Source organism: Ruegeria sp. BC5 (genome assembly GCF_056539205.1).
Window position 1 is genome coordinate 1 of the sequence record NZ_JBQFUN010000009.1, and the last position, 22,715, is coordinate 22,715.

20 protein-coding genes and 2 tRNA genes are annotated in these 22,715 nt (G+C 54.1%); 11 read left to right on the plus strand and 11 right to left on the minus strand.

Annotated features, from left to right (window positions below):
* Positions 1–188: 188 nt before the first annotated feature.
* Positions 189–563, minus strand: a complete 375-nt coding sequence (locus tag ACR0LY_RS17135; protein ID WP_170351282.1) for a hypothetical protein — start codon at positions 561–563, stop codon at positions 189–191.
* Positions 564–612: 49 nt separating this feature from the next.
* On the opposite strand from ACR0LY_RS17135, the gene ACR0LY_RS17140 reads away from it, so the two are divergent.
* The gene (locus ACR0LY_RS17140; protein WP_438826488.1) at positions 613–1,413 is read left to right on the plus strand and encodes an alpha/beta fold hydrolase; all 801 of its coding nucleotides are present in this window, start codon (positions 613–615) and stop codon (positions 1,411–1,413) included.
* Positions 1,414–1,417: 4 nt separating this feature from the next.
* Here the strand turns inward: ACR0LY_RS17140 and ACR0LY_RS17145 are convergent, their stop codons facing one another.
* From ACR0LY_RS17145 to ACR0LY_RS17165, 5 genes are all read right to left on the minus strand, one after another.
* Complete coding sequence (locus tag ACR0LY_RS17145; protein WP_170351283.1) at positions 1,418–1,792, minus strand: rhodanese-like domain-containing protein; 375 nt, start codon at positions 1,790–1,792, stop codon at positions 1,418–1,420.
* Between the two features lie 67 nt (positions 1,793–1,859).
* Positions 1,860–3,212: an HlyD family type I secretion periplasmic adaptor subunit gene (locus ACR0LY_RS17150; RefSeq protein ID WP_170351284.1), complete on the minus strand. Its 1,353-nt coding sequence runs from the start codon at positions 3,210–3,212 to the stop codon at positions 1,860–1,862.
* 12 nt (positions 3,213–3,224) lie between these two features.
* Positions 3,225–5,246 carry a type I secretion system permease/ATPase gene (locus tag ACR0LY_RS17155; protein ID WP_425082154.1) on the minus strand — a complete coding sequence of 674 codons (2,022 nt, stop codon included), beginning with the start codon at positions 5,244–5,246 and terminating at the stop codon, positions 3,225–3,227.
* A gap of 250 nt (positions 5,247–5,496) precedes the next feature.
* Positions 5,497–7,449 (minus strand): type I secretion protein, encoded by a 1,953-nt coding sequence (locus ACR0LY_RS17160; RefSeq protein WP_170351286.1) that lies wholly within the window; start codon positions 7,447–7,449, stop codon positions 5,497–5,499.
* A 125-nt stretch (positions 7,450–7,574) separates the two neighbouring features.
* Positions 7,575–9,728, minus strand: a complete 2,154-nt coding sequence (locus ACR0LY_RS17165; RefSeq protein ID WP_170351287.1) for a hypothetical protein — start codon at positions 9,726–9,728, stop codon at positions 7,575–7,577.
* Between the two features lie 603 nt (positions 9,729–10,331).
* On the opposite strand from ACR0LY_RS17165, the gene ACR0LY_RS17170 reads away from it, so the two are divergent.
* Complete coding sequence (locus ACR0LY_RS17170; protein WP_170351288.1) at positions 10,332–11,099, plus strand: helix-turn-helix domain-containing protein; 768 nt, start codon at positions 10,332–10,334, stop codon at positions 11,097–11,099.
* Positions 11,071–11,589, plus strand: coding sequence for a hypothetical protein (locus tag ACR0LY_RS17175; RefSeq protein ID WP_170351289.1), 519 nt, complete (start codon positions 11,071–11,073; stop codon positions 11,587–11,589). Before ACR0LY_RS17170 ends, ACR0LY_RS17175 begins: the two co-directional genes overlap by 29 nt.
* Positions 11,590–11,725: 136 nt before the next feature.
* Here ACR0LY_RS17175 and ACR0LY_RS17180 read toward each other — a convergent pair.
* Positions 11,726–11,810, minus strand: a tRNA-Leu gene (locus ACR0LY_RS17180).
* Positions 11,811–12,122: 312 nt separating this feature from the next.
* On the opposite strand from ACR0LY_RS17180, the gene ACR0LY_RS17185 reads away from it, so the two are divergent.
* The gene (locus ACR0LY_RS17185) at positions 12,123–12,605 is read left to right on the plus strand and encodes a hypothetical protein (protein WP_170351290.1); all 483 of its coding nucleotides are present in this window, start codon (positions 12,123–12,125) and stop codon (positions 12,603–12,605) included.
* 815 nt (positions 12,606–13,420) lie between these two features.
* Here ACR0LY_RS17185 and ACR0LY_RS17190 read toward each other — a convergent pair.
* The 3 genes from ACR0LY_RS17190 to gntH all read right to left on the minus strand — a co-directional run bounded on the left by ACR0LY_RS17190 (position 13,421) and on the right by gntH (position 17,852).
* Positions 13,421–14,680 carry a HupE/UreJ family protein gene (locus tag ACR0LY_RS17190; protein WP_480641182.1) on the minus strand — a complete coding sequence of 420 codons (1,260 nt, stop codon included), beginning with the start codon at positions 14,678–14,680 and terminating at the stop codon, positions 13,421–13,423.
* A gap of 16 nt (positions 14,681–14,696) precedes the next feature.
* Complete coding sequence (locus ACR0LY_RS17195) at positions 14,697–16,454, minus strand: hypothetical protein (RefSeq protein WP_170351292.1); 1,758 nt, start codon at positions 16,452–16,454, stop codon at positions 14,697–14,699.
* Between the two features lie 204 nt (positions 16,455–16,658).
* A complete protein-coding gene (gene gntH / locus ACR0LY_RS17200; RefSeq protein ID WP_170351293.1) occupies positions 16,659–17,852 on the minus strand; it encodes a guanitoxin biosynthesis MBL fold metallo-hydrolase GntH in 1,194 nt (397 codons plus the stop codon).
* A gap of 126 nt (positions 17,853–17,978) precedes the next feature.
* Between gntH and ACR0LY_RS17205 the strand changes: the two genes are divergently transcribed.
* The gene (locus ACR0LY_RS17205) at positions 17,979–18,533 is read left to right on the plus strand and encodes a TetR/AcrR family transcriptional regulator (protein WP_170351294.1); all 555 of its coding nucleotides are present in this window, start codon (positions 17,979–17,981) and stop codon (positions 18,531–18,533) included.
* A 649-nt stretch (positions 18,534–19,182) separates the two neighbouring features.
* Here the strand turns inward: ACR0LY_RS17205 and ACR0LY_RS17210 are convergent.
* Entirely contained in the window at positions 19,183–19,677 is a 495-nt protein-coding gene (locus ACR0LY_RS17210; RefSeq protein ID WP_170351295.1) for a hypothetical protein, read from the minus strand.
* Positions 19,678–19,855: 178 nt separating this feature from the next.
* Between ACR0LY_RS17210 and ACR0LY_RS17215 the strand changes: the two genes are divergently transcribed.
* The 6 genes from ACR0LY_RS17215 (at position 19,856) to ACR0LY_RS17240 (ending at position 22,708) form a co-directional block, all read left to right on the plus strand.
* Positions 19,856–20,116 (plus strand): hypothetical protein, encoded by a 261-nt coding sequence (locus ACR0LY_RS17215; protein ID WP_480641185.1) that lies wholly within the window; start codon positions 19,856–19,858, stop codon positions 20,114–20,116.
* A gap of 212 nt (positions 20,117–20,328) precedes the next feature.
* A complete protein-coding gene (locus tag ACR0LY_RS17220; RefSeq protein ID WP_170351297.1) occupies positions 20,329–20,844 on the plus strand; it encodes a hypothetical protein in 516 nt (171 codons plus the stop codon).
* A 392-nt stretch (positions 20,845–21,236) separates the two neighbouring features.
* Positions 21,237–21,330: transfer RNA gene (locus ACR0LY_RS17225), tRNA-Ile, on the plus strand.
* Positions 21,331–21,347: 17 nt separating this feature from the next.
* Positions 21,348–21,770 (plus strand): hypothetical protein, encoded by a 423-nt coding sequence (locus ACR0LY_RS17230; protein WP_170351298.1) that lies wholly within the window; start codon positions 21,348–21,350, stop codon positions 21,768–21,770.
* Entirely contained in the window at positions 21,763–22,260 is a 498-nt protein-coding gene (locus ACR0LY_RS17235) for a hypothetical protein (RefSeq protein ID WP_170351299.1), read from the plus strand. The genes ACR0LY_RS17230 and ACR0LY_RS17235 overlap by 8 nt, the downstream gene beginning before the upstream one ends.
* A gap of 4 nt (positions 22,261–22,264) precedes the next feature.
* Positions 22,265–22,708 (plus strand): hypothetical protein, encoded by a 444-nt coding sequence (locus tag ACR0LY_RS17240; protein ID WP_170351300.1) that lies wholly within the window; start codon positions 22,265–22,267, stop codon positions 22,706–22,708.
* Positions 22,709–22,715 lie beyond the last annotated feature (7 nt).

The window sequence follows — 22,715 nt, forward strand, 5'->3', positions numbered from 1 at the left end:
CCGACTGGATCATCGAAGTGGTCGACGGGCTGGCCGCCAATGGCGAAGACGGCAACAGCGCCGTCGAAGCCAAGGTCAAAGCCGAGGTCGCGGACCTCTGCGCGCGCTTCCCTCTCTATCCGAACCTGTAATCAGGTCGAAAATCAAAGACTTGAACGGCGCCTTTGAGGCGCCGTTTTTTATACGGGTCAGATAAAACCCTGCCACCACAAGAAGATAAGCAATAGAACCGTTAGAGCAATCAGGTTGAACGCCAGCCCCCCCAGCATCCCCAGAAACCAACCCAGCCGTCGGTCGGCGCGATTGATACCGCTGAGATGCGCCTGAACCTCTTCTGACGCACGAGCAAGTTTCGGGGTATCCAGAACCAGCCGCAGCTTTGGATGTGCCGCCATCGGCTCGGCACTGGCCAACAGCAAGGCCTGTTTGTAAATCCGCCGGGGCAGTTGTCGCTTGGCCTTGCGGATCGAAGCCGTCAGCGTCTTGTCCCGCACCCCCAACTTTTTGCGCAGCAACTGAACCGTCTGCGCGATCTGGGTTTGGATATCTGTTTTTTCCGACATGACGAAGCCTCCAAGCCCGCCAATCTAGCCGCCTCTTGCGAAGGCGACAATGGGGCTGGTCGTTTCTGTTGACGGCGGGTATCACGACTTCATGCTGAACACGATCATACATGGTGAACCGACCGCGACCCCCCCTTTGCTGATTGCGCATGGGCTGTACGGCTCGGCCCGGAACTGGGGCGTAATTGCCAGACGGCTGGCCGATGAGCGGCAGGTCGTGGCCGTTGATATGCGCAACCACGCGTACAGCATGTGGACCGAGCAGCACAGCTATGGCGACCTTGCCAATGATCTGGCCGAAGTGATCGCGCATTTTGGCGGCAAAGCCGACGTGGTGGGCCATTCGATGGGCGGCAAGGCAGCGATGACGCTGGCGCTGCAACACGGCGAACTGCTGCGCAAACTGGTGGTCGCCGACATCGCGCCAGTCACCTATTCTCATAGCCAGATCCAGTTCATCGAGGCGATGCGCGCCGTTGACCTGTCAAAAGTCGAGCGACGTTCGGATGCGTCACAGCAATTGGCCGAACTGGGTGTAGAAAAAGCGCTTCAAAGCTTTTTCACGCAGTCGCTGGATGTTCAGGGGCAACGCTGGCTACTGAACCTGGATGTTCTGGCCGCCGAGATGCCCAAAATCATGGGTTTTCCGCAGCTGGACGCAACCTGGGATGGTCCGACCCTGTTTCTTTCGGGCGGCGATTCTGACTATGTCCTGCCTGAACACCGTGGCCTGATCCGCACGCTATTCCCGGCCGCCAGGTTTGCCAAAATCCCCGGTGCAGGCCACTGGCTGCACGCCGAAAAACCGCGCGAATTCGAAGCCGCCGTAAGGGCGTTTCTGAACGCCTGATCCTTTAGGACGACACCTCACCCCCACCATTAATCCAATCGGGCAATCCGCCAAGATTGTAGACCTGCTCATATCCCATGTCTTTCAGCAGCTTACCGGCCAAAGCAGCGCGGCCACCAGCGGCGCAATAAAGAACGATGGGGCGGTCTTTCCGAAGCTCGGGGTCGTGAAATTGCAAGCTTTCATCGGCGCGAAATTCCAACATGCTGCGCGGAATGTGATGAGCGCCATTGGCCCGGCCCGTCTGCTGCAATTCGACGGCATCGCGCACATCCAGAAGCAACCCGCCCTGTTCCATGACCTGTTGGGCAAAATCGGTGTCTACACGTTCGACGACCGCATTTGCGGCCTCCATCATGGCTTTTACTGTCAATGGCATCAGTAATCCTCCGGTGAATATCACCGAAGGCTAACATGCGAAAAATGGAAGGTGTAGACCGCCCCTGTTATTGTTCGCGGAATGCGCGCGACATGCTGTCCGTCACAGGTTTCGCGATATAGGCCGCAAAGGTCCGCTCTTCGGTCTGGATCATGATCTCGGCGGGCATACCCGGTGTTGGGATAAAGCCGCGCACGCGTTCAATCTCTTCTGGTTCCAGTGAAATGCGGGCCAGATAGACCTCTTGCGGGGCTCCGGTTGAATCCTCGATCACCGAGTCCGCAGACAGATAGAACACCTGCCCTTGCAGCACCGGTGTTGTCCTCTGATTCAGGGCGACCAGACGCACGGTGGCGTCCTGCCCTGTCACGACACTGTCGATCTCGGTGCGCGGAATCTGTGCTTCGATGATCAGCGGAGCGTCTGCGGGTAGAATCTCGGCAATGGGTTCACCGGTTTCGATCACACCACCCGGCGTATGATAGTGCAGTCGCACCACTGTGCCGGATACCGGAGCCCGCACAACGGCGCGGTCCAGAACGCTGCGGGCCTGGCGAGCTTTTTCACGGACACTTTCCAGATCGGCTTCGATCACGCCCAACTCATCCAGCGCGGCCTCACGATAGGCAGCACGGGTGCGGGTAATCTGCTCTTCGTATTTCAACAGCATCTGGCTGATCTCAGCCGCTTCGGCCTGCAGCCGTGCTTGTTGCCCTTCCGCTTCGGCCTGAACCCGACGGATCGTGTTCAGCTCACCTTTGCGCACCAGGCCTTTTTCGAACAGCGCCTGCTTGGTTTCGAGTTCTTCCTGCAGGATTTCTGAGCGCCGCACCATGCTGTCCAACTGTGCATTGAACCCGCTGGAGCGAATTCTCAGAGCTTCCATGTTGCGTTCGAGCAGAGCGATGTCGTTCAACAGCGTCTTGCGGGACAGATCAAAAGTGATCTTTTGCCCATCGAGAATGGACAGAACTTCTGTATCTTCTGAATTGGCAATAAGGTCAGGCGAGAACTCCAGCCGCTGCAGTTCATTGTACTCGGCATTCAGACGATCTGACATGGCCTGCAGGCGGATTTTACGGATGAACAATTCACGCTCATTGGCTTCGGCCGAGGTCTGATCCAGCGTCATCATCACTTGCCCGGCTTTGATGGCCTGACCTTCAACAACCTGGATTTCCTCGATGATACCGCCTTCAAGGTGCTGCACGATCTTGTTGCGACCTGTCGCGACAAAACTACCTTGTGCAATCACAGCAGCGGCCAGCGGTGCACTGAACGACCAGACGCCAAAACCACCAAAGCAAACGACAAGCATGGTAAGCCCAATTACAACCAGACGATTGATCGAGCGTGGAACTTCGGCATACCAGACGGTCGGATCATTGGGATCGTTGTTCACGGGTACCAGTTCATTCATGTCGCACCCCCCTTATTTGTTTTGAATGCCGGGCTGATTATTACGCGGCCCATTCAGTTGTTGCAGAACCTGTTCGCGATGACCAAACAGCGCCACACGGCCATCCGTCAGCAGCATGATCTTGTCGACCACGTTCAGCAGCGTTGGTTTCTGCGTGATCACCACGACGGTAATCTTGCTTTCCCGTGCCTGTTCGATGGCCCGGGCAAGGGCCCTGTCACCAGCAACGTCCAGGTTCGAGTTCGGTTCGTCCAGAACCACCATGCGCGGATTGCCAAAGAAGGCCCGCGCCAGTGCGATGCGCTGTTTCTGACCACCTGACAAGGGTGACCCATCCGCAGCCACCACGGTTTCATAGCCTTGCGGCAACGTGGCGATCATGTTGTGTACATCGGCGAGAACGGCGGCGTCGTGGATTTGTTCGTCGGTCGCATCGTCCCGCATCCGGCCGATATTGTCTTTGATCGTACCGGGGAACAATTGCACGTCCTGCGGAAGATAGCCGATGCTTTCGCCAAACTGACGCGGATCCCAGTTGCGGATATCCATCAGGTCCAGCCGGACGCTGCCGGATGTGGGCAGGATTGACCCAACCAGCGTTTTGCCCAGCGTGGTCTTGCCCGCACCCGAGTTGCCGATGATGGCCAGAGTTTCACCCGGGTTCAGCGAGAAACTGATCCCGTTCAGCACAACACGCTTGGTGCCGCCAGGCACATAGAGAAGGCGTTCCACGTCCAGCCGACCCTCGGGGCGCGGCAAGCGCAGCTTTTCGAATTGCAGGGCCGAGTTGGATAGCAATTGATTGATCCGGCCATAGGCTCCGCGTGTCAGAAGGAAGCCGTTCCAGCCTTCGATCGAACCCTCGATCGGCGCGAAAGCGCGGCCCGCGATAATTGAGGCCGCAATGACCATGCCGCCGGTGATCTCACCCTGCAAAGCCAGAAACGCGCCCCAACCCAGAATGCCGATCTGCGTCAGCAAACGCACCGCCCGCGAAATAGCCGCGAAAATCACATTCCGGTCCTGCGCGCGGACCTGCCATGTCAGGGATTGTGCGGTGTCGCGTCCCCAGATGCGCACGGCCTCGGGGATCATTGCCAGAGCGTTGATGATCTGACTATTTCGCGACATCGAATCCAGATGCATGTTAGCCATGGACTGCGCCTTGTTGGCTTCGGCAAAGGGTTTGGCCGTCATACGCTGGTTGATGAATGCAATTGTCATCAGCAAAACCGCCGTAACGATAACGATCATCCCAAGCTGCGGGTGAACCAAAAAGATCATCAGGATGAACAATGGTGCGAAGGGCACGTCCAGGAAGGAAATCAGTGTCCCCGAGACCAAAAAGCTGCGCACTTGCTGCAAATCACCGAGTGTTTGGTATTCCCGCCCAGAGCCATGCAGCGACGCATGCGCCGCAGCGCTGAGAACCGGGGCACCCAGACGGGCTGCCACCTCAACCGCGGTGCGCATCAGCATGAACCGCCGCACCGCGTCGAAGGCGGATTGGAAAATCACTGCCCCGGCGACAATGGCGGTCAACATGATCAGCGTGTCCAACGACCGGCTAGTCAGGACGCGGTCACTGATCTGGAACAGATAGATCGGGATCGCCAATATCAGAACATTCGTTGCACAGGTCAGAACCAGCACAAAAGCCAGATTGCGATAGATCGCGCGTAACGAAGTGCGCAACGTCGCCTGAAAATCTTCAGGCGGCGTTCGCTTGTGAAATGTTTGGGGTGGCCCCTTGCCATCGCCGCCGCCAGAATTACTGCGCAGCATTGGCTCGTTCGCTTTGGCCTCGATAGTGGTGCCCATGCGATCACCGCCACTCGAGCGCGACGCGGGGGGTGTACGGTCGCTCGTTTTATTGACGGGTTCAGGATCGGGGCCCTCGACATCGGCCACCCCATCACCGCTGCCCTGTTGGTCATTGTCTTCGGCAGGCTGCGGCTGCTTGCGCCGGGAGGAAGGTCCGGCGCGCAGGTGCGGTTCCTCTTTCACTTCGTGATGTTCAGGATCAGCTTTCACGGTTTTGCCGGCGCTCGCATCGCTTTTGGCGACTGCCTCCCGTTCACCGTCTGGCGGATTACTAACGCGTAAATCTTCGCTCAAGCGCAATCCGAGAACTTTTTTCCGTTTCAAATCTGATTTGCTCGCACTTGGCGGCTTGGAAACGGCACCAGCGTTACGATCCAACGGACTGGCGTATCGTCTCGGGCGCGACGGAAAAACAATCGACATGTTAAAACTTTCAAAACACTCGTAACAAACAGGGTTACTACGCTAGCATAGATTGCAGGCCGTCGTCGATGGCAGCCGCTTCTGAGGACGTCAGATTGCTCTGGCCTGGGGCGTTTTCCGAATTGCCCGGCCCATCTACATCCTCCAACAACATCGCGATCGCTTCGTTGACAAGCTCGGCATTTTCCTCTTCTGGGCTGTCGATAAGGCTGGCCTGATGCAACATCACATCCGAGTATTCGCCCTCTTGCGCCATCACGACAGAGTCGATTCCCATTTTGGTCACGTTGGCCGAATTCAATAACGCGTTGCCCGCACCTAGCGCGGAAACCCCTTCTCCGCTTGAGTTTTCGACGTAAACATCGTCGTCATCCTGCAACATGGTTACCTGGTCAATGACGTTGATCTGCAGCAGGTCACCTTCGATCTTGAGAACCCGCACCACTTCTGTTCCGGCAAACATCGGATCGTTCAACAACGCGTCTTCCAGTGCATCGGTATCCACCTCTTGCAAAGATACCGTGCTGGCCAGATTGTCGCTTAACTCTTCGTGGGTGTCTTCCCCTTCGGTCGTCAACGATACCTGGTTCATTACAAGATTGTCTTCGGCATCCGTCGGGCTTGCGCCGTGAATCACATCATTGTCCAACAAAACGATGGTCTGGTTCACAACGTCGATCGAGACCATATCGCCGCCAATAATGATCACATCATAATAGCTGCCCAGCTGAATGATGTTGGTCACATTGGCCATATCATTATCGCCCAGCGTATAGGCTGTGGACGAAGCTGAGATTTCCGTATTGATGTGGTCAATATCCGTGGCGTCGATAAGCTGCTCAATGAAATTGGTCACCAGCAGATCACCGGAAATCCAGTCGATCATGACAATCGGGTCCTGATCGGGATTATCCGAGACATTGTGTTCCACCCATGATGCCTCGTTGGCTTCGGTCGCGATGTTTGAAGACTGGACAACATGCGTGTCGCTTTGCGCACCCGGCGCACCTTGGTCGACATCAGAGACGACGGCGACCTGGCTGACAGCGGTCAGGTTGATCGCCTGCCCACCGACCACGATGTTGGGCGCATCGACCCAGCCAACCGATACCGCGACTTCGTTGACGGCATAGTTGCCACCCGCGACCACCGAATGACCGTCTTCAAATTCGGGGTCTTCGGATTGATCCCATTCGGCAGGCAATGCCTCGGCCAACTCGTCCTCGGCATCTTCGTCCTCCAAATCATCCTTGTGATGTTCCGGCAGCAGCTCCAAAAAGTCCGGAATTTCATCGACATACTCGCCATTCACGATAATGCCCGAGGCATCCTCGCCGTGAAACTGATGTACCGTTACGCCTTCAATCTCAAGATTAATGGGCGATTGCATTTGTTCGATAAGTTGTTCGACAGCCTCACCGGACTGATAGTCCTGGATGTGGATCGATGGGGTCGATATGGCATGCAAGGACAGTGCCGCGCTTTGCAGCGCGTCGGCTTGCGCCATCAGGGCCTCGACATCGCGGAAGTCACCTTCGCCCACGACATCGTTGTCGATCAGATGGATTTTCTGCACCGTGTAGGTGACCGCTGATCCAATCAGCTCGGTGATGTATTCGGGCTCCAGAATGATGTTCATCTGCACAAACGAGCTGAATCCCGGCGCATCTTCGGGCAAGATCGCATCCGGGCCGACCGCAGGGCCGGGTGACCCATCAGCACCATCAATCAGACCAGAATTTTCCGTTGGTGGGGGGACATCATCTTGTGCGGGTCCAAACTTGTAAGGCACCGGACCGTAATCGCCCGGATCCATTTTCAGATTGGCTTTGACATTGATGCGGGCCGGATCTTCGAGACCCTCAAGTTCTGCTTTCTTACGCAGAGCAGTAAATTCTTCATAAAAATCACGCCAACGGGCCTGTTCGGTCGTAAGTTCAAAAGTGCCAACAAAATGTGCAATTTGTTCCGTAATACTGTCGAGTGCCATTTTAGTTTCCTTTCCCTGCCCCGGCCTGAAATTTCCGGTTTAGGTTAAGTTGGGCCGAGGCCGCATAATGCGCCCCCGGCAGTTTTTAAGAGGTCAGAGCCCGCCAAAGCGAGCTCTGCTTCCGATTAAACGTCGGTGTCGTCGCTGGAGTAGCTGGACGACATGTTGCCGCCAACCATGGTCGTATCGACCGAGTTACCAAGAACGTTGGCACCCATGACGATCGACTGGTTGAACGCCGAAGTATCGACGACCGCTGCGGCCGATGCGTGCGACTCACCGTTGACGATGCCATCGCCACCGTTGCCCGAACCCCAGTCACCAGCGTTGCCACCGGCACCACCTGCGCCCGAGTTCGCACCCGATGCGTCGCCGCCTTGCTGCATGCCACCTTTGGTGTCACCAATATCGACGAAGCCGTGCGAATTACCGCCTTGGCCACCCATGGCTTGTGCAGCACCGCCGCCGCCACCGATGCCCGACGTGGACGTACCGTCCGATGTACCGTATCCGGTAGCCGTTGCATCGTTGTCGGAGCTGCCTGCGCCGCCATAGCCAGAGATTGCGTCAGCCATCGCGTCAGCGGATCCGTCAGTGTCCGCAACCGCCCAAAGGCTGGAAGCTGCGCCATTACCGGCGTCATTGTCGGCGTCTACCGATCCGGTGCCGCTACCATCAGAGGTCGCATCCAGATCGATTGCGCCGCCGCCGCCACCGACGCCGTCCGCTGTCGCAGTACCGGTTCCGGTACCGTCAGCACTGCCGTCGGAGGTGTTGGTTCCGCCAGCTCCACCAGCAGAGTCCGCATTCTGGTTACCGACGCCTTGAGCATCCGATGTCGCATCAGCGTCAGCATCCGGGTCACCACCGTCACCCGAACCGCCGGTACCCGTACCGCCAGTTCCGCCACCGGTGATGTTCTCATTGCTTCCGTTGCCGCCGGTTCCAGCACCGCCGGCACCGCCGCCGCCTGCTGCTTCTTCAAAGTCAGCAGGGCTGCCAGCACCACCGGCACCACCGGTGCCCGCACCGCCAGTTGCGTCGTTGTTGCTACCGTCGCCGCCGTTGGCATTGCCACCGTCGCCTTTGCCGCCGTCGCCGCTTGCGTCGTTACCAGCCACGCTGCCAGCAAGGCTGCCTGCAAGGCCCAGGCCCAAGTTGCCGGCGCCACTGTTGCCACCGTCTGAACCGTTCGCCGACGAGTCGTTAGCACCAAGACCAGCACCCAGCGCGTGGGCGTCGCTGTCGTTGTTGCCGCCAGTCGAGTCGCCGTCATTGCCAGCGCCTGAAAGACCAACACCCAGACCCAGACCGATTGATCCGGCATTTCCGCCGTCACCACCGTCACTGTCAGCATCCGACGCGTCCGAGTCACCGTCATTGTCAGCCTTCGAATCGGCATTCGCATTGCCGCTATCGCCACCGTCTCCGGAGCCGTCAGAGCTTGCGTAGCCTTTACCAACGTTCAGACCCAAGGTCGTTGCATCACCCGAGTCGCCACCGTTTCCGGCATCTGCGTCGGCGTCAGCATCACCTGCTTCGCCACCACCGGCATAGGCAGATGCGCCCTTGGTGTATGACATTGCGTTGCCGCCGTCGGTTGATCCACCGTCACCGGAGTCACCGCCGTCTGCGTGCGATGCAATACCTTCAGCAGCGTTGGCTTCGCCACCATGGGCATCACCGTGCTGTTCGAAGGTACCACCGTCGTTCGACACACGTGCCGCGCCCAGATGGTCATCGTCATTCAGGTGGGCCACCTGGTTGTTGATGGCCAGCATGTCGTTGCCTTGACCGTCCAACGAGATATCCAGGTTCATGTCGTCGCCCGGATCATAGTTAAAGTCGTTTCCGACCGTGATGATGTCCTCGACCGAGCCACCTTCATACACATCGACATCAACCAGATCATCGTCATTGGGGCGGAGACCTTCCTCACCAAAGTCGATGCTTACAGAGTTGGAGTTGTCGTTGGTGTTGTCACCATTGTACTGATGCTGGTCCTGATCCTGATCTTGCTTCTGTTTCTGATCCTGATCCGCGTCCGCGTCTGCAGACTGTTCCTGACCCTGTTCCTGACCTTGGTCTTGACCCTGTTCCTGGTCTGCTTCAGCAGTCTGTTCCTGACCCTGTTCCTGACCTTGCTCATTATGGTTCGCGTCAATTTCTGCTTCTTCAACGTCCACGTCTGCATCGACATAAACATATGCATCATCGACGTTCACTTCGCCGATGGCAGTAACATCATTGACAGGTTGTTCATGGTTGCGCTTTTTCATTTCAAAATTCCACTTTTTAAGCGCCCGACCGTCATTCATCTACAAAACGGCTACTGGCGCAGTTGAAACAATTTTTAAGCATTCAGGCGCAATACGCGCATGAAGCGGTTTCATTTGGTTGATTCGTTCACCACCTTCCTTTCCCGGCTAAGCCGATGCGCTGTCCGCGATAATCAGGATTCGTGCAAATTCACGAATCGCGGACACGTCAGGAACCAAGCTTCTCAAATTGAAGCAGGGACATGGTTGCAGCGTGAAGGCTGTCTGAATAGCTGCCCTAAAGCATTAGATATGGTAAGATGCTGATTTAATTTAAAATTTTAAAAATTAACCCAAAATTAACGCTCAAATACACGAAAATGCGGCGGAAATTCGACCACTCGGTTAAATCCATAATTTTTCTCTACTTTTACGAGAACGGCCATGGCGAACCTAATCAATAGTTCTAGTCCCAATTGGCAGGGCGATACGAATTATTGAAGAAAATTAGACTTTCAGGTATAGTCGGTCAGGACTGTCGGCTAATTTGCCGTTAATTTGTGTTCCGATTGTTGTTTACGATTTCGTCACCGATTTTGTGGCGTGGGTTTATAGGGGGAAATAATGAGCAATCCGTTACAGGATAATATTGCCCAACTTGATGTTAGTACCGAAGATTTCTCGATCAATTTCATCGGCAAGGAACTCTTCTTTTCCAACCAGACACTGCGAAGCGTTCAATCCGAATTCGGTGTGGCCGCTCATCGGTATGACGACATCGCCGACTTGAAAACTTCCGGCGCCCCGGTTGCCGCGGCTGGCAAGGTGGTTGTTGTCGATCAGATTATGTTAGACGATTTGCTGGCCCGCCCGCAGGTCTATACCGAAGCAACCGGATCAGGTTGTTTGGCCTTTGCGTACCGCAAAGAGGACTCGGCCCGTTTTCTGTTCGAAAACTGGGATCGGGGGCAGTTCGGGGATGTCGGCTATCTTCCCATGAATGTTGCACCGGATGTGTGGCGGTCCATTCTGCGCCTGCTGATGCATGAGGAATTGTATCTGCCGTGCTTTATGGCTGATTGCGTGTCAAATCTGCAAAATCAGAACAAACCCCGCTTGCTGCGTGAAACACCCGCAAAGCCAGAGCAAAATCCAAAGAAACCTAATCCGATCTATTCCCGGCTGACGCGGCGGGAAAAACAGGTTCTGCACCTTGTCTCGAAAGGGCAAAGCAACAAGATCATCGCGTCGAACCTCGGCATCACTGAGCACACGGTAAAGCTGCACATGCACAATGTTGCCGGTAAGATCGGTGTAAGCAACCGGACCGCGGCAGCACAGTTCTATTTCGAAGTGGCGTCCGATGAAGCGCACGGACAAACCATTGACTGAGACGCTGGAAACCCGCTTTGACCGCTTAATCTTGCTGGTCGGCAAACTGAACTACATGTGGACCAACACAGAAAGCCTGTTGATCCACCTGATTGCCGGGCTGACGGGCACCAACAAGGACGTCGCCGTTATCATCTTCTTGACGCTCAACACGACGCGCGCCCGGATCGATCTGGTTGAACGTCTTGCCAAGATGGAAGGCCGCCCTGCCGAAATTCGCGATCCGATCCTGGCCCACACGCAACGGCTGGCCAAACTGTCGTCCATTCGGAACAGGTATAACCATTGCATCTATTCCTTTGATGCCGACAGCGGGAACCCCAAGACCATCCTGATGCGCATTGCGGACCGAAAGACCGATATTAAGCTGGGGCGTGAAGACACGGTTGATGAAAAGGCCATTCAGGAAATCGAAAGCATCGTAGCGCAATTGTCGACGGCAAACCGTGATATCTGGCGCCTGATCAACCAACTTGGTTTCCCGGTCTGATCACACATCATTAGAACCGTACTTAAAAGCCCTCTTCAGCTGCCATCCATCTTACTGAACAGTCGCCGCATTGCCTGCCAAGTCGGCTGTAATCTCGGGCAAAGGCAATCTGGCACCATCTCATTTCAGTAAAAATTGGTGCGGATGGCGGGGATCGAACCCGCAAGCCCTAGGGCGAGGGATTTTAAGTCCCTTGCGTTTACCAGTTTCGCCACATCCGCGCGCCACCAAAGCTGTAAAGCGGGTGACTTCCGAAACTCATACTGCCAACCAAAGTGATTGAAAAGCCGCAAGTTGCTTGCCGCCAAGAGAACCGGCAAACATCCCGGCTGCAAATGCTTGCGTGGGCCAAGAAGCACGCAGCTTGTTGCCGACCCACAAACTTGCTGCGCAACCTCATGTGATTTCCCAAAATGATGCGCAAGCTCTACTCAGAACAGGATCACACGCGCCAGGGTTGCACGCTCATTACGGCTTCGCTACTCCGAGGGGTGTTTGATTGAGATGATTCATCAAGGTCCCTGAGTATTATTATGCAGAAAGAACAAAAGTCCTTTCAGGACCGCGTCACAAGCATCAATCATCGCGCCGAAGTGGCCGCCAGCAAAGCCACTCCTGGCAGAACAGACAGCATCTGGGTACGATTGGCATACCCCGGTTCTTTCATCGGAGCCTTTTTCCTAGGTGCCATTGCAGTTTTTCTGACACGCTATTTTCAGTCTCAGCTGGTTAACGTGCCCGGAAGTGGGCAACCCGGCGCGCAAGACATTGTCGGAATTGGTCTTGCAAGCATGGCTGGTCTGTTTGTTTCGATGCTTTTCAAAGGTAAGCAAAAGGAATTTGCCAGCGCCTGCACGCTAGGTGTTTTGCTGACCACATTTACCTACCACAATGCAGTCTGGGCCTACCCGGAATCTTTCGAGCAGGTTTACGGAGAAGAATGGGTGGAGTTCATACAAAGTATAACGAAACCTTCCAGCATTTATTTTTTCGGCAATACCATCGAGTTGAGCTGAACAGCCCATAGCGCCTGCCCCTATCGAAACGTCACTGGATGCAACAAAAAAGAAACTATTCTGAATATCTTGGCGGCCCGTGCCAGAAGCTGCTGGAAATTGGCTTGGACGACGATGGTCGATCATTTCGGATTAAATATGTCGATGGCAGCTGTTGCACGCAGACATCCAAAAAGAGGTTCACCTCGTTCTCACGACCGTGACCGCTTAGGACTTGGTTAACACCACCCTCTTTCTTCTGCGTTACGTGCTTTGCTAAGATCATGATCGCTCCAAGTTCAGCGATGACTAGAGGCATAACGTCACCTCTTGTGTCACCTTCGAATCTAGCGACTGCGCTTTAACGCTCTGATATTTAAGTACTTTCATGAGTTTCGTGGTGCCCCCCACACGGATTCTGACGCCAATAAAATCAACAACTTACAGGAAAATTTTATGCGCGTTACGTACATCTTACGTCTTTTCACCTGAAAGGTGATGGTCTCCCTATTAGTTGACGTAACGCTCTATTTCCCCAAAAAAGCATCAAGCAATTTTAGAAAACACTCTCCTTTCAATACATCACATCTAGTCCGGACTTCAGCAGAAACACTGGTCTTTCCGCAAGCCTATATCTGGTGCATGTCACGCTCATTTGGAGAACACTTCACGACGAAAGACACCTTTCAATACTCGAATACGCTGACCAATCACCCAGCACACAAGTAAAGCAAAGGCGAAGTATCAAATTGAGCCCAAACCGGCCATCCCGAGGCTATCTGTCTCCTGCAGTCGCAGTCGGCAGGTCGCAGCCCAAAGCTGTCGTTCGTAACCGGCTAAATTGAAAGTAAGTCCAGAAAGTTTTTCCCACGCTCGAATGTCCACCAACTCGCGATAGCTCCGCAGCCGATAGCTATCGAAACTCTGAGCGTAAACTCAGGAGTTGGGCCAAATTTTGAAATCGAATTTAGGAGCGGCCACGTCACCAGAACGATTGCGACTTGACCAACTTCCACGCCGATGTTGAATGCCAATAGGCTCTGCCAAATATTGGGCGAAGTCACTTGCAGGATTTCATGCAGCACGAAACTAAAGCCCAGGCCGTGAAGCAATCCCATCAGGACGGTCACTACGAAAACCTTTCTGTTGGCGTTTGGCCCCGAACCTTCTCGCTTTATGGCCAGAACAGCTGCGTAGATGATTGAGAGCGCAATCCCTGTTTCTACCAAAGGGACAAACCATGCACCGGATGGAACATAGCCAAAGAAGCCAAGCGAAAGTGTTACGCTGTGGCCAACTGTAAACCCGGTGACACGCCAGAGTAGCGCCCGCAATTCAGGCGCGCCGATGACAAGGCAAACAACAAACAATACATGATCGATGCCTTCGAGAATGTGGCGCACACCCTCCCAAATGAAAGTCACGATTCCTGCGAAACTCGACCTTGAAATCTCAACCGGATCTTCCATCAGACCCCGCGTTCGAAAGACAAGTGGGTCGCTGGAGCCGTAGTCTAGGATGAGGTTCGCGGTCATTTCCTGGTCTGGCAATCCGGGGTTCAGAGCGTTTGACAGCGCATAGGTAGACGGGGTGGTTTTCTGGTCATACCGTACGGTGACATCGACGATGACATCGCCAACATATACAGGCAGATCGAGCGACAGAGTTGATCCCTCAAACACCGCATTTTGGGCCTCGTTCAGAGTAGCAAATCCCGGTTCTTCGCCCACCCGATGGATTGCCACAGATTCCACGTTTCCTGCTACGCGCTGACCTTGCACTTCGACAATTGTTCCGGCCTCAGCGATTCGACCGAGCCCGAGCGGGTCAGCATCCAGTTGAGCGGTGTCGGCAAAATGCACGACATTGCCGTCCTCAAGGGCATTTGTCGTAAACGGAGCAGCTAACGGAAGGCCATCTGCCCCAATTGCTCCCGTTTTGTCCGCGACAAGGTAAGGCATGGGCAGTCGAAGATGGATACGCAACCCGTCGCTGGTGTGTTCAACGTGGAATACCCGAACGTTCAGGTTCAGTAGAAAATGCGCGTGGCTCGTAACCGCGAACACTATCAGGCAGGTCGTGACAAAAACCAACAAAGCTCTGCTTATCCGCTTAGACATCCGGTGCACGCGCCTCCAACACAGTGATTGCTCTAAGTTTCCAGCTACCTCGCTCAGGTCGGAACTCGACCCTTGCGCGGTATTCCACCCTTCGACGGTGATCATGACCCCAATGGCCCGCGCGCGCGTCGACCCGCCATTGCGCAACGCCTTCAAACGCTCCGTATCTATTCAATCCACCGTCTACTATGACGACATCCGTGACCTCAGCGATCTGCGCGAGGCCACCACCGGGTACCCGGATCCCCAAGCTTGCTTCCAGTTCTGCAGACACCTCAACAAGGTCAACATTCAGAACGATTGGGGCTAGCGCCTCGCTGCGTTTTTCTGGCGACACTTCGAGGGCTGCAACATAGACGTTGGCTATGAGCTGGGAAAAAGCATCCGCAGCGACATGATCTGCGGCTTGATCAGAAGTCGGGCTTATCAATGAGACGGATCGTGAATTCCAGAATACCGACCCGATAAGAAGACAGCCGATTGTAAGCACGGATAATCCAATCCGCAGGTGCTTCTGGGAAGTTAGTATGGCGATCAGGCCGACCAGAGCTGAAAGGCCAACGGTAAACAGTGTCCACAGAGGCACAAACACAACACCTTGAGCCTTCACCCGAGAAACCTCAGGCTCGGCATATCGTTTCAGGTGATTTTCCCACGTGATCTTGGCATTCTCAGGCGTCGCCCAATCCAGGAACGGACCAGCAACATCCGTCAGCGTCACAGGAACTTCGTGGATCGTATCGCCGAACATGTCCCAGGTGACAGACGCCTCCTTTGGCAAAGTTGGAATAGGATAAGACGATATCACGCCGATGAACGTCGTATCAGCATTAAGCGTTGAGGGGCCATCAACAACCTGAAACCCGCGTTCCCCGAGCGTCAGGAACGAACCGCGCACGTTCGAAGGCATTACCTGCTCGCCCTCGATGGCGACTGGGTTCTTGGTTGCGAATTCGTTCAGTGCATCCGCAAGAATCTGTAACTGTAACGCAGGATCCAGATTTGATCCGGTACCCAGGGTTTGATCGATCCAGGGCGCAAGATCACGAGACCGGATCAGGACCTCGTGGCGGAGTTCGCGTGGAGCGACATACAGATAGGATGTCGTCCCGCTTTGGGCTGAACGGTTGAGGTTTGCGTTAGCAAATGCAGTAAACCAGGGGTCCGACCAGTTGATCGTAAATCGCGATTCTTTGCTGAGAAAACTGAACCGTGTGACCGGAACGGCGCGATCAAAGACCATGAAGCCAATCGATACCGCAGTGTTTTCGTCTTTGGCCAGCGGAGGGCGGATGATCAACTTCTCGGGTTTCAGGCCCTCAAAGTCATAGAATGCTCTAACGTAGATTACTTCAGGATCATTAGGAGGTGCTGGAATTTTGCTGCCGGTGATAGGATCGGTCATTCCGGCAAGAGGAGATGCGCGGTCGATCCTTTTGCGGCGCTCCGCAGTCAGGAATTGCAATGGCAACGGAGTTCCGTCGCCCCGAACTATCAAGAAATCTTCAAGGCCTTTGTCGGATGCAACGTCATATGTGACCAATTCCGGCTGTGGTTCCAACCATTCTCCAGATGACAGAGTCGCAGCGAAGGCCGTTAAGTCCCGAGGGTATATTTCCAGATCCAGGTGAATGCCTTCGTCTTCAATTCGTAAGACGGCAATGTTATCGGCGACTTCCGCACCGCTGTAGGGCGTCACATCTCCTTGCGCCCCAATCGGCAAAACCAATGCCGTTACAAGTGCCAGCATGTATCTGACACGGCCCGGTGGTTTGCTTACTGTGTTCCGTGACAAGTTCATTGGCAGTGCTTTCGTTCCATCACTTGCCTGGGCAATGAGTTCCCCAGCTCTCGACACGCGTCTGTGATGCAGCCGTCATTCTCATGGGAAGACATTTGCCGTTTTGTCCCCCGCGACCTGTGATCTGGCCGCGCGGATGCAGCGAAGATGTCGTTATTGATCCGGCATCGGCGGCGGGGTGTATCCTTCCCACTTGCCAGCAGTCACCTTGTCAGATGGCTCTTTTTCCTTCGAGCGAGGCGCCTTGATATATTCGTCGCTGACTGCCGGTGGCAGGGCATAGTCATCCACGCTGGCCTCCCGGACGACAATCTGATCCTTGGTGACATTGATTACCTGAAGATCGCGCGCTAGCGTCAGCGGCCCGTCATACGTCGAACGAACGCCTTCCAAAATCGCCTGGTAGTTTTCTGGTGAAAGAACAGAATGGTATCCCAGTGCCATGCGAGGCTTGACCGCTGACATGACCTTGCCAAAAGCCGCGGGTTCGGTGTGGACGCGGGTGGCGACATAAGTTGCCTGCTTCATGTCCCAGCCAAAGTAGGGTGCCAACGCATCTGGCGGCAAAAACGCTTCGTGAGATGCTAAGTCTGCGTCTTTGGCATACTCGACATACCATTTATTCGGGTAGGTATCTCCGCCAAAGACGTACTTTAGCCCGTTCCATTCAAGGGAATAACTGACCGAGCCATCGAGGCTGTGGATCGCCGGCCAGGAACGAATGATGACATCGTTTTCTTGGTAAACGATCTCGTTCTCCTGCATGTAATCGAATTCGGTGACATCAAGTTTCGCACCCTCATCCGGCAAAGCACCGGTTCTGGTCGCAAGGTCCCAAGCATAAGCCTTCGACATACCGTCTACATATGCCTTGGTGCCCAGTTCTTCCTCCGATCCGGACGGACCGAAAATACGAAGCGGGGTGTAGCGGCCAGAGAGCCAGCCTCCAACGTGAAGACCCATGAAGTCACCGACATGGTCTACATGCAGATGGCTGAAAAAGACTTTATCGATCTTTGAGAAATCTGGTCGCAATGAAAAAAGGTTGCCAGTAGATCCGGTGCCAACGTCGAAAAGAAAGGTATCCCCGTTGCCCAACTCGACTAGGAACGAAATGGACACGGCCGCTTTTGTTTGGTTTGGCATCCCCGTGCCCAATGCGGTGATCCGCATCTCGCTTTCACCGAGAATTTCAGTGTTTGGGAAATAGGACGCCGGATAGGTTCCGTCTTCGATTGCTGCAGCCGTTCGACCTTTTGGAAGCATATTCTGCGCCAACGCGGATCCACTGACCGCAAGCCCAAGCGCCAAAACTGCACTTGTCGTGGAAATGAGTAATCTATTCATAGTTCCCCCTCCCTTTAGACGTGGCTAAGCATGTCACAAAAGCGTGATTCCCAAGTCAACCATAGACATCTCTACGGTAGTACCATAGACTTCTCTATGTCAATAGAGGCCTCTATGGAAAGCGGAATGGCAGTAATCGAAAAAAAGGAAAAAGCGTCGCGCGAGGATTGGTTGCTTGCGACGCTGGACGTTTTGAGAGAGCGCGGAATAGAAGGCGTAAAGGTCGTCGCTATTGCGCGTAGGTTGGGGTTGACGAGCGGAAGTTTCTACTGGCACTTCAAGAATTTAAAAGATTTACTCGACGCCGTTTTAACCTATTGGGAAGAAGCTTTGACCGGGCACATCATTGAGGATGCAATAAAGTTTGAAGGTCCCGCGAAAGAGCGGATCAGGCTCTTGATGCAACAGGTCATTCGCGAAGACGCTTCCAGACCAGACGGGGCCATTGCGGTCTGGGCGAAGTCTGATGCGGACGCTGCATTGAGCTATAAGCGTGCTATGGACCGGCGGTTTGAGTTTTCAGCCTGGTTGTTCGAACAGGCCGGTTTCGGGCCTCAAGACGCTGAAATTCGCGGTCGTATGATGGTAATGACGCTGATGGGTGAAACAACCAACGGGTTAAAGAACTCTGACGGTTGGGAAGGTATTCTCGACCGACACTGGCGCGTTTTGGTAGCGTAGTCTTCTAAGCAGGTTCCAATAGCCACCTCGTTTGCAAATCCGATTTCATTCTGATCGGTTCATTTGAGCTATTGGAGCATTTACCCCGTCGTTGGTCTCGAAAGCTACCGCCGCCCAAAATTCACCGGTTTTAGATGACAACGAGCTCGCAGCCGACGGGTCTGATAGTTCGGTTGAGAGTGGACCACTCAACTTTGCAAAGTCCGCTTCCTGCGCATTGCTGCCATTGTGGACGTATGACGATGCGGCATCAGCGAATGGCGGCTTCGTGGCCGTTGCTACTGGTGATAGCGCAACACCCGTAGAATCGACACTGCCTATCGTCTCGAAAAACAGATCGCACATTCCTTACCGGGCTTGATCACTAGTTTGAGCCGGAAGTCAAAGTCGATGGAACACCGGCTCGAATCCGAGATACGGCTTCGAGCCATACGTCATCTTACGTACATTGGCATCTCGTAAGCCATTGTTTTTAAATGATTTGTGGTGCCCCCAAACGAACAAACTTCGAACCGGATCTTGGAGGAACTCGCAGACTGGTCAAAGGTAGTAAATCAGATGATCTGCACCCCCTAGAATCCGCGTTCATTGGCTAACTCTGTGTTGTCACTTACCACAAGGAAAGGATAGTGACTCCTTGCATACCTGATTACATGTCAGCCCATTTAACTATGACTTTCCCCTTTCGCTTGGGTATGTCCTTGCGGTCGACAAGTTTGTGAGACAGGTCAAAGTCTTCGTTAATACGAACCACCAGCAGTTTGCTGAAGTTCCCATCCATGTTGACGACGACCTCGTCTCTATTCTTGAATGGTGTAATCGTCTTTACCTCAACGAAATCATTGCCCATGCGGCCGTCTGACCCCTGTGCGTAGTTCCTATGAAGTTCAAGGCCGTAGGTAATGGCGCCATAAAGCTCACCGATGTCACCGTAGACCTGAAGATGGCTGCCGGTGGCATCATAATACGCGGCAGCAGCATCCAATAGTTGCTCGAAAATAGGCACGAGTGAGAGCCGGGCGTTCGGATACCTTGCTCGCCATTCCTTGCACTGAATCTGCCAGTTGATCTCATCCCAGCTAATCCACTCACCGTCGCCGAGCCAAATTGCGTTGTGGGGACCAAGTTCATTTGGTGTAGTCAAGTTGTAGCTTCCGTTCGATCAAGTATTCGTTGTTAGCAATGCCTTGATACTGCTTGGCAATTGCAAGGAAAAGCAATCTCATCAAGCCATTTTTCCAGCAAAGACTGTTGCAGCGGGAACTTGGCTTATCCCTGAAACTGACCCTTTCTGAACTCTCTAAAAAATACAAAGGTTTGAAATGACCGACCAGACAATAAAGGTGGATTCGATGACAAAAACAGCGATTGAACAATATGAACACATCCAGTTCCGGATTCCGAAGGCGAAGCTGGATGTGTTTAATGCGATGGTCTACGAGCGCTATGGCATGAAGCACGGCGGCAAGACTAAGATGTTTCTCGATCTGATTGCGGAACATCAGACGTCGCAGAGGATCGCGCTGTTGAAAGCCGAGATCGCACGGTTGGAACAAGGCAAGCATGGGAAGCATGCGCTCTAGGAGAAAACCCCACGACCGAGCCAAAATTCCCTGAGGTCATGCGCGACGAGAAGCAGTTGCAAATCCGGCACAAAGAAACGCGACTTTCCTGTAGTAATAGATACTACAACTTGCAGTTGACACTCCAAGCAAAGACCATTTTGTCCAGCGAAGTGCTGCCGGAACCCAATCGGAGCTGACCCCCTACCGGCGGAATTCCAGGAGGACGCGGCATGTCCGAAACCGAAGCCACCATCAATGTGGTCGACTACGACGATATTAAAACAAGCGTTGAACACGAATTGGGTGAGACCCCACTGGGTTGGTCAGGGATCGTGACCGAGCTTTTTGAGCAGATCAAAGCACGCAGTGACGAGATTGGGATCGACTATCCAAAGATTCTCCAGATCAAAGAAAAATTCGGCGAGCTCCGGATCTACTTCAGCAAGGCATCTGAGGATGAACGCATCCGCAGCTGGGTCGCAGCTACTATCAATAGGGCAAACCAGAGCTGCGAGCGATGCGGGAACGCGGCACTCCCACAGATTTTAGAGAGCTGGATCATGACGTTATGCTGTTGGTGTGCACATGAAGAAGCTGCCAGACGGTTCAACGAGCACAAACGCCGCTATTTCCGCCGAACGGACGCAGCCGAGCACCTTACCTGTGCTGTTTGCGGTTATGTTGGACATATTGACCGTTCCGATGACAGGCGGAGGTGCCCCTGCTGCGTGAAAAAAGACTGGTGAGATCTGGGCGGGTTCCACGCCGATCATGAAACCCGTCGCACTACGTTCGATAAAACAAGAACCACTCTCCAGCGGTGTCAGTGAAGACGCGAATACATAAACCCCGGTTGCGCCGACCGAGAAACAGAACGTTCGGGCGCTCTTCATTAGATCAGAATCACCGACCGATTCTCACCTTGAGTGGCGAAATATACGTGCCTGATACGGTCGGGAGGCAGCAATTCACACAACCCATGATAGAAAGTTCCCGGAACTACGCGGTAAACCACGATGTATTGCTCACTTCATCTTGACACGACGGCCCGCGCTGGTTCAGCTTCACCGCATGACCAACACACGCATCCACTGCCAGCGAATATCGACCTGAGGTCGATAGCCCACGCGAAACACGCGGGAGGCAGCATTGGTATGCGGGCGGGGCTTATACCCCTGTGATAGCTCCAGATCAGAGTGCACGAGTCGGTTCGATTCCGACGCCTCCTACCATTCTTTGGAGGCATTCCATGTCACAAGACCCCAAAACAAATGAAGATCTGAGAAGACGCCTGAAGCTCTACGCCAACGACGAGCTTCTATCTGAAGTCAAAACGCGCATCGAGACTGGTGAGCTGAAAGAAACGCTTCTGTTCCATGGCGATACAGGTCGCATGTACTCAGACGATGGGAAGGAAGATAAGCGCCTTCTTCCTCCAGATGCCATTCTGCGGTTGGTATTCCCTTTTCACGAATTCGACCCAGACAGTATCAGGCATCAAAACGTCGCTGAATGCCTGTTCGACTTACCGGACGAACACTTCTCCGCTCTCAAATCGACGGTGGCGGCAGAGACAGAAAAAGGCCTGCATCGTCTCATTGCTGCGCTGGAGGAAATCGCTTCAGCGCAAGAGTCCGAGCCCCCTGGAACCGGGGATCTGACGGATGACTGACACCTTCGACTACGATGACATCCGCGGCTCCGTTGAGAAGCATCTGGGAAAAGACAATCTGGGCTGGGTTCGGATTGTCACTGAGTGTTTTGAAGCGATCAAGAAGCACTGCGATCAGCGAGAGGAAAGCTATCTCACGGTCGGACAGATCAAGCAAAAATTCGGCTCGCTTCGGATCTACCTAGACGGCGTGCAGGAAGACACATTCATTCAACTGCGGTTGCAGCAAGCCGTGCAGGAAGCAGAGATGTCTTGCGAGCGGTGCGGCAACGCCTCCACAACTCAAGTCATTGCTGCCTGGCATGTCAACCTGTGCTGCTGGCACGCGCACGAGGCGGCCAGTGAACGGATGGAGACCTTTCCCACAGTGCGTTTGAATACGCGTGCCAAGCGAGATGTGCTTCAATGCCGAAGCTGCGGCTATATCGGCCAAATTGCCTGGGGCGCATCGGGTCACCGCTGCCCTTCCTGTGTCGCGAAAGGTTGGTAGCCCGATGAGTGAAACAACCTGGGAAGAAGATGAAATCTTTGCGCTGGCTGGCTTCTGCCATGACGAGGCAGACATCCTCCGCCTTGTTTTAAGCGCTCTCAACTCCCGTGCATCCTGGGAAATCGTGAAGCAAATGATTTTGGAAAGAGCCAGTTCTGAAGACCTCCTCAAGGTGATCAAACAACGATCAGAAGAAACCGCAAGATTTAGCGATGATCCTGACAACTGGCGGCAGACGGAAATTAACCGTTTGAGGGAAATCGATCCTGCTCTGGCAGTCTTCGCCCAAGACACGGTGGAACAGATGCCGAGCCTGAAGCGCTGGAAAGAGGTCATGGGCCTCATTTCGGAACGTCACACTGCCGATATGAGCATGGAAGCTTCTCGTGCAGAGGGTGAGAAGACCACTGCTGCCCGATATCTTCTGGACAAAGTGGACTTTGAGTAACTGCCGC